This window comes from Pseudomonas sp. D5(2026) (assembly GCF_057766845.1).
The window spans coordinates 1678182-1696020 of the sequence record NZ_CM173421.1 but is presented as its reverse complement, the minus strand read 5'-3'; the positions used below and the strand labels follow the sequence as shown (position 1 = coordinate 1696020).

The 17839-nt window shown below is 63.0% G+C and carries 11 protein-coding genes; 5 read left to right on the top strand and 6 right to left on the bottom strand.

Annotation, left to right across the window (positions count from 1 at the left end):
- Positions 1 to 18: 18 nt before the first annotated feature.
- The 4 genes from ligA to AC3B5Q_RS07910 all read right to left on the bottom strand — a co-directional run bounded on the left by ligA (position 19) and on the right by AC3B5Q_RS07910 (position 7818).
- Positions 19 to 2349, bottom strand: a complete 2331-nt coding sequence (gene ligA / locus AC3B5Q_RS07925; RefSeq protein ID WP_101196431.1) for an NAD-dependent DNA ligase LigA — start codon at positions 2347 to 2349, stop codon at positions 19 to 21.
- Between the two features lie 218 nt (positions 2350 to 2567).
- Positions 2568 to 3461: a cell division protein ZipA gene (gene zipA, locus AC3B5Q_RS07920; RefSeq protein ID WP_021783026.1), complete on the bottom strand. Its 894-nt coding sequence runs from the start codon at positions 3459 to 3461 to the stop codon at positions 2568 to 2570.
- Between the two features lie 205 nt (positions 3462 to 3666).
- Entirely contained in the window at positions 3667 to 7155 is a 3489-nt protein-coding gene (smc, locus tag AC3B5Q_RS07915; RefSeq protein ID WP_330509060.1) for a chromosome segregation protein SMC, read from the bottom strand.
- 3 nt (positions 7156 to 7158) lie between these two features.
- Positions 7159 to 7818, bottom strand: a complete 660-nt coding sequence (locus tag AC3B5Q_RS07910; protein WP_021783024.1) for a GntR family transcriptional regulator — start codon at positions 7816 to 7818, stop codon at positions 7159 to 7161.
- Positions 7819 to 8086: 268 nt separating this feature from the next.
- Between AC3B5Q_RS07910 and xdhA the strand changes: the two genes are divergently transcribed.
- The 4 genes from xdhA to guaD all read left to right on the top strand — a co-directional run bounded on the left by xdhA (position 8087) and on the right by guaD (position 14169).
- Complete coding sequence (gene xdhA / locus AC3B5Q_RS07905) at positions 8087 to 9541, top strand: xanthine dehydrogenase small subunit (RefSeq protein ID WP_488392966.1); 1455 nt, start codon at positions 8087 to 8089, stop codon at positions 9539 to 9541.
- On the top strand, positions 9534 to 11933 hold the full coding sequence (gene xdhB, locus AC3B5Q_RS07900; protein ID WP_084851151.1) for a xanthine dehydrogenase molybdopterin binding subunit: 2400 nt from the start codon (positions 9534 to 9536) through the stop codon (positions 11931 to 11933). The genes xdhA and xdhB overlap by 8 nt, the downstream gene beginning before the upstream one ends.
- Before the next feature lie 75 nt (positions 11934 to 12008).
- Entirely contained in the window at positions 12009 to 12854 is an 846-nt protein-coding gene (gene xdhC, locus AC3B5Q_RS07895; protein ID WP_021783021.1) for a xanthine dehydrogenase accessory protein XdhC, read from the top strand.
- Positions 12855 to 12864: 10 nt separating this feature from the next.
- The gene (gene guaD, locus AC3B5Q_RS07890; RefSeq protein ID WP_021783020.1) at positions 12865 to 14169 is read left to right on the top strand and encodes a guanine deaminase; all 1305 of its coding nucleotides are present in this window, start codon (positions 12865 to 12867) and stop codon (positions 14167 to 14169) included.
- Here guaD and aqpZ read toward each other — a convergent pair.
- Positions 14166 to 14864: an aquaporin Z gene (gene aqpZ, locus AC3B5Q_RS07885; RefSeq protein ID WP_021783019.1), complete on the bottom strand. Its 699-nt coding sequence runs from the start codon at positions 14862 to 14864 to the stop codon at positions 14166 to 14168. The genes guaD and aqpZ overlap by 4 nt on opposite strands.
- Positions 14865 to 15013: 149 nt before the next feature.
- Positions 15014 to 15769 (bottom strand): GntR family transcriptional regulator, encoded by a 756-nt coding sequence (locus tag AC3B5Q_RS07880; protein ID WP_021783018.1) that lies wholly within the window; start codon positions 15767 to 15769, stop codon positions 15014 to 15016.
- A 283-nt stretch (positions 15770 to 16052) separates the two neighbouring features.
- Between AC3B5Q_RS07880 and AC3B5Q_RS07875 the strand changes: the two genes are divergently transcribed.
- Entirely contained in the window at positions 16053 to 17402 is a 1350-nt protein-coding gene (locus AC3B5Q_RS07875) for an NCS2 family permease (RefSeq protein WP_021783017.1), read from the top strand.
- The last annotated feature ends 437 nt before the right edge of the window (positions 17403 to 17839 follow it).

Here is a 17839-nt window from a genome sequence, read left to right as displayed (position 1 = left end):
GTCCAGGGCCGCGGATGCCTAGACCGCTATGCCCTGCTCAGCCAGGAAGGTAACGAAGGCATCTTCATCCAGCACCTTCACACCCAGCTCAGCAGCCTTGGCCAGCTTGGAGCCTGCCCCAGGCCCTGCCACCACGCAGTGGGTCTTGCCCGAAACGGAACCGGCTACCTTGGCCCCCAGGCTTTCCAATTTGTCCTTGGCAATGTCCCGGCTCATACGCTCTAGCGTCCCGGTCAAGACCCAAGTCTGCCCGGCCAGCGGCAAGCCTTCGGCTACCTTCTTCTCACAGCCCCAGTGCATGCCGAACGCCAGCAGCTGTGCCTCGATGTCCCGGGCCAGCTTCTGGTTCGCTTCATCCTTGAAGAACTCGCGCACCGCGTCAGCCTGCTTAGCCGCCAGGGCCTGGCGCAGGTCGATGCCGTCGGCGGCAATGATCTTGTCCAGGCTGTCGAGCCTGGCCACCAGCTTCTCGGCGCCGGTAGGGCCGACAGAGGCGATGTCGAGCTTGGCGATCATCCCGGCCAGGGTAGTGCTGGCAGCGAACTCGGCAGCCAGCTCGCCTTCGTCCTGCAACTGCATACCGCTGTCGAGCAGTTGCTGGATAACCTTCTGGTTGTGCTCGTCTTCAAAGAAGTTGTGGATCTCGTAGGCAACCTCCAGGCCGATGTCCGGCAGGTAGGTGAGCACCTGCGGCAGCGCCTGCTGCACGCGGGCCAGGCTACCCAGCGAGCGGGCCAGCACCTTGGCGGTCTCTTCGCCTACATCAGGAATGCCCAGGGCGTAGATGAAACGCGCCAGGCTCGGGCGTTTGCTTGCTTCAATGGCATCGAGCAACTTCCTGCTGGACACCTCGGCGAAGCCTTCAAGGCCGACGATCTGCTCGAACTGCAGCTTGTACAGGTCAGCCGGCGAGCCGATCAGGCCCTCATCCACCAACTGCTCGACGCTCTTCTCGCCCAGGCCGTCGATGTCCATAGCGCGGCGCGATACATAGTGAATGATCGCTTGCTTGAGCTGGGCGCCGCAGGCCAGGCGGCCGACACAGCGGTACACCGCGCCTTCGCTGGTGGTTTCCTTGCCTTTGCTGCGCTTTACCAGCCGGGTACGCTCGACCTGCGAGCCACAGACCGGGCATGCGCTTGGCACCTCTACCGGGCGGGCGTCTACCGGACGACGCTCAAGCACCACCTGCATCACCTGCGGGATCACATCACCGGCACGACGAATGATCACCGTATCGCCAATGCGCAGGCCCAGGCGGGCGATTTCGTCCATGTTGTGCAAGGTGGCGTTGGACACGGTCACACCGGCCACCTTGACCGGCTTCAGGCGCGCCACAGGCGTGACTGCACCCGTACGACCAACCTGGAACTCAACATCCAGCACCTCGGTCAGCTCTTCCATGGCCGGGAACTTGTGGGCAATCGCCCAGCGTGGCTCACGGGCGCGGAAGCCCAGCTCGCGTTGAGCGGCCAGGCTGTTGACCTTGAACACTACCCCGTCGATCTCATAAGGCAGGCTGTTACGCCGCTCGCCAATGTCACGGTAGTAGGCCAGGCACTCTTCGATGCCCGCAGCATGCTTGAGCTCGCGGCTGATCGGCAGGCCCCAGACCTTGAGTTGCTCGAGGATACCGATGTGGCTGTCGCCTATGCTCTCGGACACCTGGCCGACGCCATAACAGCAGAATTCCAGCGGGCGGCTGGCGGTAATTTTCGAATCCAGCTGGCGCAAGCTGCCAGCGGCAGCGTTGCGCGGGTTGGCGAAGGTCTTGCCACCGGCCTCGGCCTGGGCGGCATTGAGCCGGTCGAAGCCGGCCTTGCTCATGTACACCTCGCCGCGCACCTCCAGCACTGCCGGCCAGCCCTTACCCTGCAACTTGAGCGGGATGTTGCGCACAGTGCGTACGTTGGCACTGATGTCTTCGCCAGTGGTGCCGTCGCCACGGGTGGCACCCTGCACCAGCTGGCCGTCACGGTACAGCAGGCTCACGGCCAGGCCATCGAGTTTGGGTTCGCAGCTGTAGTCGACCGCGCCGGGCTGGTCGAGACCTTCTACCACACGGCGGCCGAACTCACGCAGGTCGGCTTCTTCGAAGGCATTGCCCAGGCTGAGCATGGGCACTTCGTGGCGCACTTGGCTGAACGCCGCCAAGGCAGCGCCGCCAACGCGCTGGGTGGGCGAGTCAGGGGTTACCAGGTGCGGGTGTTCGGCTTCCAGCGCCTTGAGCTCGTTGAACAGGCGGTCGTATTCAGCATCGGGCACGCTGGGCTCGTCGAGCACGTAGTAGCGATAGTTGTGCTGGTCGAGCTCGGCACGCAGTTCGAGGATACGGGATTCGGCGGTCATGGATTGTCTTCTCTTGCAAAGCAAAAGAGCAGCTTGGGGTGGTGCGTGGGGTTCTAGGGAGTCGTTGCCTGTGCCGGCCTCTTCGCGGGTAAACCCGCTCCTACAAAGGCATGTGGTGCCCTCGTAGGAGCGGGTTTACCCGCGAAGAAGCTGGCACAGGCAACGATGATGCCCGAACCGGCCAGCACGCCCTCAGGCTGCTCTTTCGTCTGGATCTGTCAGCGTTTCTGGGTCAGCGCGCGGCGCTCGAACTCGACGATACGCTGGCGATAGTGCTCGATGGTCTGGGCAGTCAGTACGCTGCGCTGGTCATCCTTGAGCTCACCGTTCAGTTCGTGGGCCAGCTTGCGTGCTGCGGCAACCATCACATCGAAGGCCTGCTTCGGATGACGCGGGCCCGGCAAACCGAGGAAGAAGCTCACAGCGCGGGTGCTGAAGTGGTCGATGTCGTCCAGGTCGAACACGCCAGGCTTGACTGCGTTGGCCATGGAGAACAGCACCTCGCCGTGACCGGCCATGCTCTCGTGACGGTGGAAGATGTCCATTTCGCCGAAGCGCAAGCCGCTTTCCAGGATGTTCTGCAGCAACGCCGGGCCCTTGAAGCCACCCTCGTCGCGGGAGATCACGCTGATGACCAGCACCTCTTCAGCGGGTGGCAACTCCTTGACGCTGCTGCTGGCAGGCGCTGCGCCGCTGCTACGGTTGTTGTCGGCGGCAAAGTCGTCATCGCTGTCAGCAAACAGGTCGGGCTCGCGTTGCTCGGCGCTCAGGTTCAGGTCACCCTGCTGCATATCGGCAGCCGCACTGGCACGCTTGCCGCGCTTACTGGCCTTGACCGGCTTGGGCTCACGCTCGCGATCACGCGAAGACGCGCTGAGCGAAGGCAGGTCGCTTTCGTCCAGCTCAGGCTCCTTGTGGGTATCGAGCACCCTCGGCGGGCCGAGCACCTCGGCACTGCCACCCTCTTCGTCCGGCAGGTTGGAATAACTACGATCCAGACGGAATTTCAACTTGCCTTTCCCGCCGCGCATGCGGCGCCAGCCGTCGAAAAGAATCCCGGCAATAACAATGATGCCGATAACGATCAGCCACTCGCGCAGACCGATTTCCATGTAATCCCGTGCCTCTATAAAAATATGCTTGAAAACAAAGGGTTCAAAGCCCTTTAACACGTGGCGCCAACTCTATGTTCTGACAGGCGTTTTACCCACGCAAAAAACGAGTGACATTAAGCTAGCACGACCAAAGACAACTTTACACCGTCTGTCGCACATGGCGGGGGCATTTCGCTACAGAATGTGCCCCTATCGTCGTACATCAAGCGTCGACCATGGCCATGGCCGCCTCCACATCAACCGCAACAAGGCGTGAACAACCCGGTTCATGCATGGTCACCCCCATCAATTGATCCGCCATCTCCATCGCAATCTTGTTATGGGTGATGTAGATGAACTGCACGCTTTCACTCATTTCCTTGACCAGACGCGCGTAGCGCCCGACGTTGGCATCGTCCAGCGGCGCATCGACCTCGTCGAGCATGCAGAACGGTGCGGGGTTCAACTTGAAGATGGCAAACACCAGCGCCAAAGCGGTCAGTGCCTTCTCGCCGCCGGACAGCAAATGGATGGTACTGTTCTTCTTGCCCGGGGGGCGCGCCATGATCGTCACCCCTGTATCGAGTAGATCTTCGCCCGTCAGTTCCAGATAAGCGCTGCCACCACCGAAAACTTTTGGGAAAAGTGCCTGTAATCCGGCATTTATCTGATCAAAGGTATCCTTGAAGCGGTTGCGGGTCTCCTTGTCGATTTTGCGGATGACGTTTTCGAGGGTTTCCAGCGCTTCGACCAGGTCGGCGTCCTGGGCGTCCAGGTAACGTTTGCGCTCGGACTGCTGCTCGTATTCTTCGATGGCCGCCAGGTTGATCGCCCCCAGGCGCTGGATGCGCGCCTCAAGCTGCTCCAGCTCCTGTTCGGTACCCTGCTCGCTGGCCTCGGCTTCCAGGGTGGCGAGCACGCCTTGCAGGTCATAACCGTCGGCCAGCAACTGCTCTTGCAGGGTCTTGCGCCGCACATCCAGGCCCTGGCACTCCAGGCGCAGTTGCTCCAGTTGACCGCGCAGCAACTGGGCCTGCTGCTCGGCCTGGGTGCGGCGCTTTTCGGCATCGCGCAGTTCGCGGTCGGCTTCGTCCATGTGCAGGCGAGCCAGGCGCATTTCCTCGTCCACACTCATGCGCCGCTCCAGCAGTTCCTCCAGCTTCAGGCGCAGTTCTTCCTGCGGGGCTTCCCCCTCCTCCAGGTTCAGGCTCAGTTGCTCCTGGCGCTCGGTCAGGCGCGCAGCTTGCAGCTCCAGGCGCTCCAGCGCCTGGCGGGTAGAATCGTACTGGGCACGCAGCGACCCCAGGCGCACCGCCAGCTGGTGAGCGTGGTCCTTGTGCTGCCTAGCCTCCTGACGCACCCGATCGAGGCTTTCGCGCAGGGTATCGCGGCGGGCCATCAACTGTTCGCGCTGCTCGGTGTCCTGGGCCATGAGCTCCAGAGCCTCTTGTAGCAGCAGGCGTGCTTCGCCCAGTTGCTCGTGTTCCAGGGCGCGCTGTTCTTCCAGCTCGCCCAGCTCTTCGTGCAGGCGGCGGCGGCGCAGCTCGACCTGCTCGGCGCGCGCGCGGCTGGCCGAAAGACTGGCCTTCAGCTCGCCGTGCAGGCGGTTTTCATCCTGTGTGCGGCGGCGCAACTGTTCGCGCTGCTCCTCCAGGTCCAGTTGCTGCTCGCGCAGGGCCTGCAACTGTTGATCGAGCTGTTCCAGCGCCGCTTCCTGTTCCAGTTGCTCCTGGCCCAGGCGTTCGATTTCCTGGCCACGCGCCAGCACGCCGCCTTCGGCCTCGCCGCCCCGGCGCACCCGCAGGAAGTGCCGGCCGACCCAATAGCCATCGCGGCTGACCAGGCTCTGCCCTTCGCCGAGCGACCCGCGCTGCTCCAGTGCCTGGGCCAGGTCTTCCACAGGCCTGACCTGGCCCAGCCAGGGCGCCAGGTCGATACGGCCCTCGACCTTCTCCAGCAAGCTGCCGGGCAACGTCGCCCCCGCGCTGACGGCCAGCAGCAAGCGCAGTTCACCCTGCTCCAGGCCGGCAAAATCGAGGTCGTTGAAATCGTCCACCAGCACAGCCTGCAAATCGGCGCCAAGCACGGTCTCTACCGCCAGCTCCCAACCCGGCTCCACCCGCAAGCCTTCGGCCAGCCGCGGCTGTTGCTCCAGCCCTTGGCCGTGCAGCCATTGCGCAGCACCTGCGCCCGGCTCCAGGGCGGCCTGCTGCAAGGCTTCAAGCGAGGCCAGGCGCCCGCCCAGGCGCTGCAGGTCGCCCTGTGCCTGCTGTTGCGCCTGGGTGGCCTGCTGCAGTTGCTCGCGTGCGTTTTCCAGGCGCTCGATCACCTGCTCTTCGCAGAGCTGCAGTTCTTCCAGCAGCATTTCGCTGCTGGCCAGCTGCTCGGCCAGTTCGAGCATGGCAGCATCCTGGGGGTCGCTGCCCAGTTGTTCGCGCTCCTCGACCAACTTGCGCTGGCGCTCGGTCTGGCGCTCAAGGCTGGCTTCCAGCTGCTGCAATCGCGCCTGCTGCACTTCGGCCTGACGGCGCGGTTCGGCGGAACTGCTGTTGAAGCTGTCCCACTGCTCCTGCCAGCCGTGCATGCCCAGTTCGGCCTCTTCAAGCGCGGCAGCGGCTTCCTCGGCAGCCGCCAGGGTCATTTCCTGCTCGGGTTCAAGCATGGCCAGCTCTTCGCCCAGGGTCGCCAGCAAGGTGCGGTCGTGCCCCAGGTGCGATTCGGTTTCCAGACGTGTGCGCTCGGCTTCCTTGAAGTCGTCCTGCAACTGCCGCAGGCGCTGCTGGCCGTGCTGAATGCTCTGCTCGACCCGGGCGATGTCACCGGCAACCGAGTAGAAACGGCCCTGCACCTGATTGAAACGTTCGGACAGTTCGTGATGACCGTCGCGCAGGCGTTCGATGCTGGCATCGGCATTGCGCTGCTCGGCCACCAGCGCCTCGTGAGAAACGCCCTGATTGCCGATCACCGACTCGCGCTGGCGGACTTGTTCGTCCAGGCCTCGCCAGCGCAAGGCAGACAGGCGCGCTTTCATCTGGCGCTCCTGAGCCTTGTACTCACGGTACTTCTCGGCGGCCTGGGCCTGGCGATGCAGACGCTCCAGCTGGCGTTCGAGCTCTTCGCGCAGGTCGGTCAGGCGCGCCAGGTTTTCCTGAGTGCGACGGATGCGGTTCTCGGTTTCGCGGCGGCGCTCCTTGTATTTGGAAATGCCAGCCGCTTCCTCGATGAAGTTGCGCAGCTCCTCGGGCTTGGCCTCGATCAGCTTGGAGATCATGCCCTGCTCGATGATCGAGTAACTGCGCGGCCCCAGCCCCGTCCCGAGGAAGATATCGGTGATGTCACGCCGGCGGCATTTGGTGCCGTTGAGGTAATAGCTATTCTGCCCGTCGCGGGTAACCTTGCGGCGGATCGATATCTCGGCGTAGGCGGCATACTCGCCGACCAGAGTGGTTTCGCTGTTGTCGAACACCAGCTCGATACTGGCCTGGCTGACCGGCTTGCGCCCACTGGAGCCGTTGAAGATGACGTCGGTCATCGACTCGCCGCGCAGGTTCTTCGCCGAACTCTCGCCCATCACCCAACGCACCGCGTCGATGATATTGGACTTGCCGCAGCCGTTTGGGCCGACCACGGCCGCCATGTTGCTGGGGAAGTTGACCGTGGTCGGGTCGACGAACGACTTGAACCCGGCCAGGCGAATGCACTTCAGGCGCATCGGTCAGCCTCTGGCCAGTGCCGCCAGCACCAGTTCGCAGCTGCGCTGGCCATAGGCGGTGAGCACCTCACGAATGCGCGGCAGGTCGCGGGACACCACGGCTTCGAGCAGGCGGGCGAACAGGTCGAGATAGTCGCTCATGTTGGCCTGGCGCTGGTCCAGCGACAGGTAATAGGCACGGCTCATGGCCGGCTGCAGGTTTTCCACGGTTTCCTGCAGGAACGGGTTGTCGGCGAACGGGTAGGCCGCACGCATGACTGCAAAACTGTCGGCGACGAAGGTCTTGATGTCGAGCTGGTCATGGGCACGCTGCAGCCGCTGCTGGATCTCCAGAAACGGGCGCAGGTCGGCTTCGGTGCGCCATTTTTGCGCAACCGCATTGCCCAGCAGGATGTAGAACTCGCCCATCAGCGAGCACAGGCTGCGAACGCTGCGCTCGTCCAGCACGGTCACATGGGCACCCCGGCGCGGCAGGATCGCCACCAGATGGCGGCGTTCGAGGATCAGCAGTGCCTCACGCACCGAGCCGCGGCTGACGTTGAGCGCCTGGGTAACCTTCTGCTCCTGGATACGTTCGCCTGGCGCCAGCTCGCCGCGAATGATGCGTTCGGCCAGGTAATCGGCAATCTGCTCGGAGAGGCTGTCCGGGGCCTTGAACGTCATGGTTTTCCTTCAAAATCATTGAACTGGGCACAAGGGGCGAATTGTAGCGTACTTGGGCGGTAGTCGCGCAGAGGGGCCAGGTGGTTTATTTGACCTGTCAGACAGCCACGCGCCCGGCGCGATCTATGCTTGGAATAGAGGCAGTGTGTTCGGCTGGGCATGGACATGTGCAATTTCTTGACCTTTGAGTCAGAAAAATATTGACCTGCTAGACAGGTCTTGCTTAGAGTCCGCCCAACAACAATAAAACCATTGCGAGGCCATCCCCGTGATCCAGTTTCTCGTCAACCAGGAGCTGCGTAGTGAGCACGCCCTGGACCCAAACATGACGGTGCTGCAGTACCTGCGCGAGCACCTGGGCAAAACCGGCACCAAGGAGGGCTGCGCCAGTGGAGACTGCGGTGCGTGCACCGTGGTGGTCGGCGAACTGAGCCAGGACGACCAAGGCAACGACAGCCTGCGCTACCGCAGCCTCAATTCGTGCCTGACCTTTGTGTCGTCGCTGCACGGCAAGCAACTGATCAGCGTCGAGGGTCTCAAAGAACAGGGCCAACTGCACAGCGTTCAACAAGCGATGGCAGACTGCCACGGATCGCAATGCGGCTTCTGCACGCCCGGCTTCGTCATGTCACTGTTTGCCCTGCAAAAGAACAGCAGCGGCCCCGACCTGCACCAGGCCCAGGAAGCCCTGGCTGGCAACCTGTGCCGCTGCACCGGTTACCGGCCGATCCTCGACGCCGCCGAGCAGAGCTGCCGCCAGCCCTGCCGCGACCAGTTCGATAGCCAGCAGGCGCAAACCATCAGCCGCCTCAAGGCCATTGCCCCGACCCAGACCGGCGAGCTGAACAGCGGCGACAAGCGCTGTCTGGTGCCGCTGACCGTCTCCGACCTGGCCGACCTGTACAGCTCGCACCCTGAAGCGCGCCTGCTCGCGGGGGGGACCGACCTGGCGCTGGAAGTCACCCAGTTCCACAAGACCTTGCCCGTGATGATCTACGTCGGCCATGTGGCGGAGCTCAAGCGCATCGAGAAAACCGCCAGCCACCTGGAAATCGGCGCCGCCACGCCGCTGACTGACTGCTACACCGCGCTGAACGAAGAGTACCCTGACTTCGGGGCACTGCTTCACCGCTTCGCCTCGCTGCAGATCCGCAACCAGGGCACCCTCGGCGGCAACATCGGCAACGCCTCGCCGATCGGCGACTCGCCACCCTTGCTGATCGCGCTGGATGCACAGGTCGTCCTGCGCCAGGGCGAGCGCCAGCGGGTGATGCCACTGGAAGACTACTTCATCGATTACCGCATCACTGCCCGACAGGACAGCGAGTTCATCGAGAAGATCATTGTGCCGCGCGCCACCAGCGACTGGGCGTTCCGCGCCTATAAAGTGTCCAAACGCCTGGACGATGATATCTCCGCCGTGTGCGGGGCGTTCAACCTCAGCATCGAAGACGGCGTAGTCAGCGGTGTACGCATCGCCTTCGGCGGCATGGCGGCGATCCCCAAACGCGCCCGCGCCTGTGAGGCGGCGCTACGTGGCAAGCCATGGGACCAGGCTGCCATCGAGCGCGCCTGCCAGGCCCTGGCCGAAGACTTCACCCCGCTCAGCGACTTCCGCGCCAGCAAGGAATACCGCCTGCTGACCGCGCAGAACCTGCTGCGCAAGTATTTCATCGAACAGCAAACACCGCACATCGAAACCCGGGTGACCGCTTATGTCTAACCATCACGTAGCCAAAAGCCAGGCCGAGATGGCCGAACTGTTCAGCCAGGACCTGACCACCGGGGTGGGCCGTAGCGTCAAGCACGACAGCGCCGACAAGCATGTATCCGGCGAGGCTGTGTACATCGACGACCGCCTGGAATTCCCCAACCAGTTGCACGTCTATGCCCGCACCGCCGACCGCGCCCATGCGCGTATCCTGCGCATCGATACCACGCCGTGCTACGCCTTCGAGGGCGTGCGCATTGCCATCACCCACGAAGACATCCCCGGCCTGAAGGACATCGGCCCGGTGGTGGCCGGCGACCCGCTTCTGGCCATCGACAAGGTCGAGTTCTTCGGCCAGCCGGTGCTCGCTGTCGCTGCCCGCGATCTTGAAACCGCACGTAAAGCGGCCATGGCCGCCATCGTCGAGTACGAAGACCTGGAACCGGTGCTGGACGTGGTCGAGGCGCTGCACAAGAAGCACTTCGTGCTCGATAGCCACACCCACCAGCGCGGCGATTCGGCTGCCGCCCTGGCCAGCGCCCCGCACCGCATTCAGGGCACCCTGCACATCGGCGGCCAGGAGCACTTCTACCTGGAAACGCAGATTTCCTCGGTAATGCCTACCGAAGACGGCGGCATGATCGTCTACTGCTCCACGCAGAACCCCACCGAAGTGCAGAAACTGGTCGCCGAAGTGCTCGACGTGCCGATGAACAAGGTGGTGCTGGACATGCGCCGCATGGGTGGCGGTTTTGGCGGCAAGGAAACCCAGGCCGCCAGCCCGGCATGCCTGTGCGCGGTAGTTGCGCGCCTGACCGGCCAACCAACCAAGATGCGCCTGCCGCGGGTCGAAGACATGACCATGACCGGCAAGCGCCACCCGTTTTACGTCGAGTATGACGTGGGCTTCGACGACAACGGCCGGCTGCACGGCATCAATTTCGACCTGGCCGGCAACTGCGGCTATTCGCCCGACCTGTCCGGTTCGATCGTCGACCGCGCCATGTTCCACTCCGACAACGCTTACTACCTGGGCGATGCCACCGTCCACGGCCACCGCTGCAAGACCAACACCGCCTCCAACACCGCCTACCGCGGCTTTGGCGGCCCACAGGGCATGGTCGCCATCGAGCAGGTGATGGACCATATCGCCCGCCATCTGGGCCGTGACCCGCTGGCCGTGCGCAAGGCCAACTATTACGGCAAGACCGAACGCAACGTCACCCACTACTACCAGACCGTCGAGCACAACATGCTCGAAGAGATGACCGCCGAGCTGGAAGCCAGCAGCGACTATGCCGAACGCCGCGAGTCGATCCGCCGCTTCAACGCCAACAGCCCGATCCTGAAGAAAGGCCTGGCACTGACACCGGTCAAGTTCGGCATTTCGTTCACCGCCACCTTCCTCAACCAGGCCGGTGCACTGATCCATATTTACACCGACGGCAGCATTCACCTGAACCACGGCGGCACCGAGATGGGCCAGGGCCTGAACACCAAGGTAGCCCAGGTGGTAGCGCAGATCTTCCAGGTGGACTTCAGCCGCATCCAGATCACCGCCACCAACACCGACAAGGTACCCAACACCTCGCCTACGGCTGCGTCCAGCGGCGCCGACCTTAACGGCAAGGCGGCGCAGAACGCGGCTGAAATCCTCAAGCGCCGCCTGACCGAGTTTGCCGCACGGCACTATCAGGTGACCGAGGAAGACGTCGAGTTCCGTAACGGCCATGTGCGCGTGCGCGACCAGATCGTCAGCTTCGAGCAACTGGTGCAGCAGGCTTACTTCGCTCAGGTGTCGCTGTCCAGCACCGGGTTCTACCGCACGCCGAAAATCTTCTACGACCGCAGCCAGGCACGCGGCCGGCCGTTCTACTACTTCGCCTTTGGCGCTGCCTGCGTGGAAGTGATCGTCGATACGCTGACCGGCGAATACAAGATGTTGCGCGCCGACATCCTGCACGACGTGGGCGATTCGCTGAACCCTGCGATCGACATCGGCCAGGTAGAGGGCGGTTTCATCCAGGGCATGGGCTGGCTGACTACCGAAGAGCTGGTGTGGAACGCCAAAGGCAAGCTGATGACCAACGGCCCGGCCAGCTACAAGATCCCGGCCGTGGCCGACATGCCACTGGACTTGCGGGTGAAACTGGTGGAGAACCGCAAAAACCCGGAAGACACCGTGTTCCACTCCAAGGCCGTGGGCGAGCCACCGTTCATGCTCGGCATCGCTGCCTGGTGTGCAATCAAGGATGCCGTGGCCAGCCTCGCCGACTACCGCGTGCAGCCGCAGGTGGATGCGCCAGCTACACCTGAGCGGGTGCTGTGGGGCTGCGAGCAGATGCGCAAGGCAGTGGCTGAAACACAGTCGCGCGAACTGGAACTGGAAACCATCACCCCCTGACAACGCAAGGCCCTGGCAGGTGCGGGTAAACCCGCTCCTACCAGGGTCGGCAGCATGGCTTAGAGAGGTTGCATCATGCACCAATGGATCAACGCCCTCGCCGACCACCAGTCACGTGGCGAAGCCTGCGTGCTGGTGACCATCATCGAGGAACGCGGCTCGACACCGCGCAATGCCGGCTCAAAGATGGTGGTCAGCGCCAGCGGCCTGTTCGACACCATCGGCGGTGGGCACCTCGAATACAAAGCCTTGCACATCGCCCGACAAATGCTCGAAGAGCAGCGCACCACCCCGCACCTGGAGCGCTTCAGCCTCGGCGCCAGCCTGGGCCAGTGTTGCGGCGGCGCCACCGTGCTGCTGTTCGAGCCGATGGCCGCTGTGCAGGCGCAGATCGCCGTGTTCGGCGCGGGCCATGTCGGCAGGGCTCTGGTACCCTTGCTCGCCGCGCTCCCCTGCCGGGTGCGCTGGATTGACTCGCGTGAACAGGAATTCCCCGAACTCATCCCCAAGGGGGTGACCAAGGTCGTCAGTGAGGAACCGGTCGACGAAGTCGCGGACCTGCCGCCCGGCAGCTACTGCATCGTCATGACCCACAACCACCAGCTCGACCTGGAACTGACCGCCGCCATTCTCAAGCGCAACGATTTCACCTGGTTCGGCCTGATCGGCTCGAAGACCAAACGGGTCAAGTTCGAGCACCGCCTGCGCGAGCGAGGTTTCGACGAGGCCGTCATGGCCCGCATGCGCTGCCCCATGGGCCTGACCGAGGTCAAGGGCAAGCTGCCCATCGAGATCGCCGTGTCTATCGCCGGTGAAATCATTGCCACTTACAACGCCTGTTTCGGCCAGCACGACGCTGCCGCCAATGCCGGCCCCATTGCCCAATTGCTGCCGCCCTCCCGCCGCAGCCAAGCCATTTGACGAGTGTGTTATGACCGTTACCCGCAAAGCCTACCGTGCCGCCATCCTGCACAGCATTGCCGACCCGGCCGAGGTGGGCCTGGAGGCTTCCCATGAATACTACGAAGACGGCCTGCTGGTGGTCGACGATGGCCGCATCAGCGCCGTTGGGCACGCCAGTGAACTGCTGCCGACGCTGGATGCCGGCATCCCGGTCGAGCACTACCAGGACGCGCTGATCACCCCGGGCTTCATCGATACCCACATCCACTTCCCGCAGACCGGCATGATCGGCTCGTACGGCGAGCAGTTGCTGGACTGGCTGAACACCTACACCTTCCCTTGCGAAAAGCAGTTCGCCGACAAAGACCACGCCGACCAGGTGGCGAAGATCTTCCTCAAAGAACTGCTGCGTAACGGCACCACCACTGCGCTGGTATTCGGCAGCGTGCACCCGGAGTCGGTGAATGCCCTGTTCGAAGAGGCTGAACGCCTGGACCTGCGCCTGATCGCCGGCAAGGTAATGATGGATCGCAACGCGCCGGACTACCTGACCGACACCGCCGAGTCCGGCTATGCCGAAAGCAAGGCACTGATCGAGCGCTGGCACGGCAAAGGCCGCCTGCACTATGCAGTGACTCCGCGCTTCGCCCCAACCAGCACGCCGGAGCAATTGACCCTGGCCGGCCAATTGCTCAAGGAGCACCCGGGCGTGTACATGCACACGCACCTGTCGGAAAACCTCAAGGAAATCGACTGGGTCAAGTCGCTGTTCCCCGAGCAGAAGGGTTATCTGGACGTCTACGATCACTTCGAGCTGCTGGGCGAGCGCTCGGTGTTTGCCCACGGCGTGCACCTGTGCGACGAAGAGTGCCAGCGCCTGGCCGAAACCGGCTCGGCCGTGGCCTTCTGCCCCACCTCCAACCTGTTCCTCGGCAGCGGCCTGTTCAACCTGCCCCAGGCCGAGCGGTTCAAGGTCAACGTGGGCCTGGGTACCGACGTTGGCGCCGGCACCAGCTTCTCTCTGCTTAACACCCTGAACGAGGCATACAAGGTGATGCAGCTGCAAGGCGCGCGCCTGCACCCGTACAAATCGCTATACCTGGCCACCCTCGGCGGCGCTCGCGCGCTACGCCTGGAGGACCGTATCGGCAGCCTGCGCCCGGGCAACGATGCCGACTTCGTGGTGCTGGACTACAAGGCCACGCCACTGCTGGACTACCGCATCCAGCAGTCCAACAGCATCGAAGAAACCTTGTTCGTGCTCACCACCCTGGGCGATGACCGTACCGTGCGTGAAACCTACGCCGCCGGCCGCTGCGTTCACCAGCGCTAAGGTTCTTTCGCCAGGCCCCGATACAGCGCGCCGCCGATTGCAGCACCGATCAGCGGCGCCACCCAGAACAGCCACAGCTGCTGCAGGGCCCAGCCACCGACGAACAAGGCCGGCCCCGTGCTACGCGCGGGGTTGACCGAAGTATTGGTGATCGGGATCGAGATCAGGTGGATCAGGGTAAGGGCCAGACCGATGGCGATGGGTGCAAAACCTGCCGGTGCGCGAGAGTCGGTCGCACCCATGATCACCACCAGGAACATGGCGGTCATCACCACTTCACTGACAAAGCCCGCACCCAGCGTATAGCCACCGGGCGAGTGGTCGGCGTAGCCGTTTGAAGCCAACCCAGAAGACAACTCGAACCCGGCCTTGCCGCTGGCGATGAGGTAGATCACCCCGGCCGCCAGGATGGCACCGATCACCTGGGCGATCACATAAGGCAGCAGCTCTTTGGCAGGGAAGCGCCCGCCTACCACCAGCCCGAACGACACGGCAGGGTTTAGATGGCAGCCCGAGATATGGCCGATGGCGAAGGCCATGGTCAGTACGGTGAGGCCGAAGGCGAAGGCGACACCGAGCACACCGATGCCGAGAGGGGAACTGGCTGCGAGTACCGCACTGCCACAGCCACCAAGGACCAGCCAGAAGGTGCCGATCAGTTCGGCCCCCATGCGTTTACCCAGGGACATGCTCATGAATCCGTTCCTCAAGAAGTTGAACGCAACGAATGCGCAAGCCCAACTGCTTGATGAAGGTTTGCTCACAAGAATTTAGCAGACCTTTGGGTTATGGCCAGTAGTGGCTGGGGGCTGCCGTGCAGCCCCTCGATCACACCAGCAAACGATCAACCCTTGACGGAAACCTTGGGCTTTTTCAACAGATGCGAGAACACCGCATGCAAATCGTCCGAGGCGCTCTCCTCGTCCAGGTTCAGCTTGCTGTCGATGTGGTCCATGTGATGCATCATCAGGCTCACGGCCTGCTCGGCATCGCGCGCCTCGATGGCATCGATAAGCTGCATGTGCTCATCGTAAGAGCAGTGCGAGCGGTTGCCGCTTTCGTACTGGGCAATGATCAGCGAAGTCTGCGAGACCAGGCTGCGCTGGAAACTCACCAGCGGTGCATTGCCCGCCGCTTCGGCCAGCTTGAGGTGGAACTCACCGGAAAGGCGGATGCCGGCACCCCGGTCACCGCGCGAGAAGCTGTCGCGCTCCTCACGCACCATCTGCCGCAGCTCGTTGAGCTGGTCGAGGGTAGCATGCTGCACCGCCAGCTCGGTGATGGCGCGTTCGACCATGCGCCGCGAGAAGAACACCTGGCGCGCCTCTTCCACGGTCGGGCTGGCCACCACCGCGCCGCGGTTCGGCCGCAGCAGCACCACGCTTTCGTGGGCCAGGCGCGACAAGGCGCGGCGGATGATGGTGCGGCTGACGCCAAAGATCTCGCCCAGCGCTTCCTCGCTCAACTTGGTGCCCGGAGCCAGACGCTGCTCGAGGATGGCCTCGAAAATATGCGCGTAGACGATGTCGTCCTGGGTACCGCTGCGGCCGGCCTTGCCGACTCGTGCAGGTTTTTTCAGAGGTTGCAGCTGTTCGTTCATGGGCTCTCGAGGCACGAAGAGAAAGTATGGCGCCATTGTACACAGGCTGAGGCGATTCCGCAGGGGGCGTTTTACCTATATAGCCGTTGTACGACGCATTGCGCATACAAAACATAAAACATTATTTGCATTCTTTGTACACAAAAGGATAATCCATCGAGCAACTTCTTGACCCTTGAGTCAACAAAACGGTCAGACGTCTGCCTTCCCTCGCGGAGCCGCCAAGTGCATTGCGCAGGAAACTGGCTCCATAACAACAAGAAAGACTTGAGGAGTACCCGCTGTGGAAAGCCGCAAATCCGAAGCCCCTACGCTGGATCTCGCCCCACCGCTCGAAACGAGCTGGCTGGAGCGGATTTTCAAACTCAAGCAACACGGCAGCACCGTCAGAACCGAAATGATCGCCGGGGTGACCACCTTCATCACCATGGCCTACATCATCTTCGTCAACCCCAACATCATGGCCGACGCCGGCATCGACCATGGTGCCGCTTTTGTCGCCACCTGCATCGCCGCTGCGCTGGGCTGCCTGCTGATGGGCCTGTACGCCAACTGGCCGGTAGGCCTGGCGCCAGGCATGGGGCTCAATGCCTTCTTTACCTACACCGTTGTCGGCACCATGGGCTACAACTGGGAAACGGCGCTGGGGGCGGTATTCGTCTCGGGCGTGCTGTTCATGTTCCTGACCTTGTCGAAAGTGCGCGAATGGCTGCTCAACAGCATCCCGGTCAGCCTGCGCCATGCCATGGGGGCCGGCGTCGGATTGTTTCTCGGGCTGATCGGCCTGAAGACCGCAGGCATCATCGTCGACAGCCCTGCCACCCTGATCAAGCTGGGCTCGCTGCATGAACCGGGGCCGCTGTTGGCAGCCGTGTGCTTCCTGCTGATCGCCATCCTCAGCTACAAGCGGGTCTTCGGCGCGATCCTGATCAGCATCATCGGTGTCACCGTCGCCGGCTGGGGCCTGGGCCTGGTCAAGTTTGGCGGGGTGATGTCGATGCCGCCGAGCCTGGCGCCCACCTGGATGGCCATGGACGTGGCTGGCGTGTTCAACGTCAGCATGATCAGCGTGGTGCTGGCGTTCCTCTTCGTGCACATGTTCGACACTGCCGGCACGCTGATGGGCGTCGCGCAACGAGCCAACCTGGTGGCGCCGGACGGGCGTATCGAGAACCTGTCGAAGGCGTTGAAGGCTGACAGTGCCTCGAGTGTGTTCGGCGCGGTGGTAGGTGTACCGCCGGTGACCAGCTATGTGGAGAGTGCTGCGGGGGTTGCCGCAGGTGGCCGAACCGGCCTGACGGCTGTGGTGGTAGGCCTGCTGTTCATCGCCGCGATGTTCTTCGCGCCGCTGGCCGGGATGATTCCTGCCTACGCGACAGCCGGTGCACTGATCTACGTTGCAATGCTGATGATGGGTAGCATGGCGCATATCCATTGGGATGAGGCCACCGACAGCATTCCGGCGATCGTCACGGTGATCATGATGCCGCTTACGTTCTCGGTCGCCGATGGTATTGCCCTGGGCTTCATCAGCTATGTGGCATTGAAGGCGGGCACCGGCAAGTACAAGGAAATCTCGGCCAGCCTGTGGGTGCTGTGCGCGATCTTCATTGCCAAGTTCGTGTTCCTCTGAGCACCGGTAGCCTGGCTCGATATCGCGTCGTACAAACAAGGCGGTCGCGCGCGCCTGCCACAGGCGTTACTGGCCCGAAACAAACGTAGGAGCGAGCAAAGCTCGCGATGCGCCGCGCGGGCGGCGCTCGATTTCTGCCACCCCCTAAAACCCACGGCAAACACACCCGGCCATTGCGCAACGTCATGCCAGGCGGTGTGGCCTTGAAGGTATGGCGGTAGAGGTACGTCGCCTGGGAGATCGAGCGCCGTTTGTATGGCGGTAGAGGTGCGTCGCCTGGGAGATCGAGCGCCGCCCGCGCGGCGCATCGCGAGCTGCGCTCGCTCCTACGTTTGTTTCGGGCCAATCATTCCTGTGGGATTTGCGCGCGTACGCCTTGGCGCATGGCTCGATATCGCGTCGTACAAACAAGGCGGTCGCGCGCGCCTGTCACAGGC

What these genes read in the sequence shown, in the direction of transcription:
- guaD (WP_021783020.1), top strand. Translation starts at nt 12,865, where the DNA reads ATGACCGTTACCCGCAAAGCCTACCGTGCCGCCATCCTGCACAGCATT.
- AC3B5Q_RS07910 (WP_021783024.1), bottom strand. Translation starts at nt 7,818, where the DNA reads ATGACGTTCAAGGCCCCGGACAGCCTCTCCGAGCAGATTGCCGATTAC.
- xdhC (WP_021783021.1), top strand. Translation starts at nt 12,009, where the DNA reads ATGCACCAATGGATCAACGCCCTCGCCGACCACCAGTCACGTGGCGAA.
- aqpZ (WP_021783019.1), bottom strand. Translation starts at nt 14,864, where the DNA reads ATGAGCATGTCCCTGGGTAAACGCATGGGGGCCGAACTGATCGGCACC.
- ligA (WP_101196431.1), bottom strand. Translation starts at nt 2,349, where the DNA reads ATGACCGCCGAATCCCGTATCCTCGAACTGCGTGCCGAGCTCGACCAG.
- xdhB (WP_084851151.1), top strand. Translation starts at nt 9,534, where the DNA reads ATGTCTAACCATCACGTAGCCAAAAGCCAGGCCGAGATGGCCGAACTG.
- AC3B5Q_RS07880 (WP_021783018.1), bottom strand. Translation starts at nt 15,769, where the DNA reads ATGAACGAACAGCTGCAACCTCTGAAAAAACCTGCACGAGTCGGCAAG.
- smc (WP_330509060.1), bottom strand. Translation starts at nt 7,155, where the DNA reads ATGCGCCTGAAGTGCATTCGCCTGGCCGGGTTCAAGTCGTTCGTCGAC.
- zipA (WP_021783026.1), bottom strand. Translation starts at nt 3,461, where the DNA reads ATGGAAATCGGTCTGCGCGAGTGGCTGATCGTTATCGGCATCATTGTT.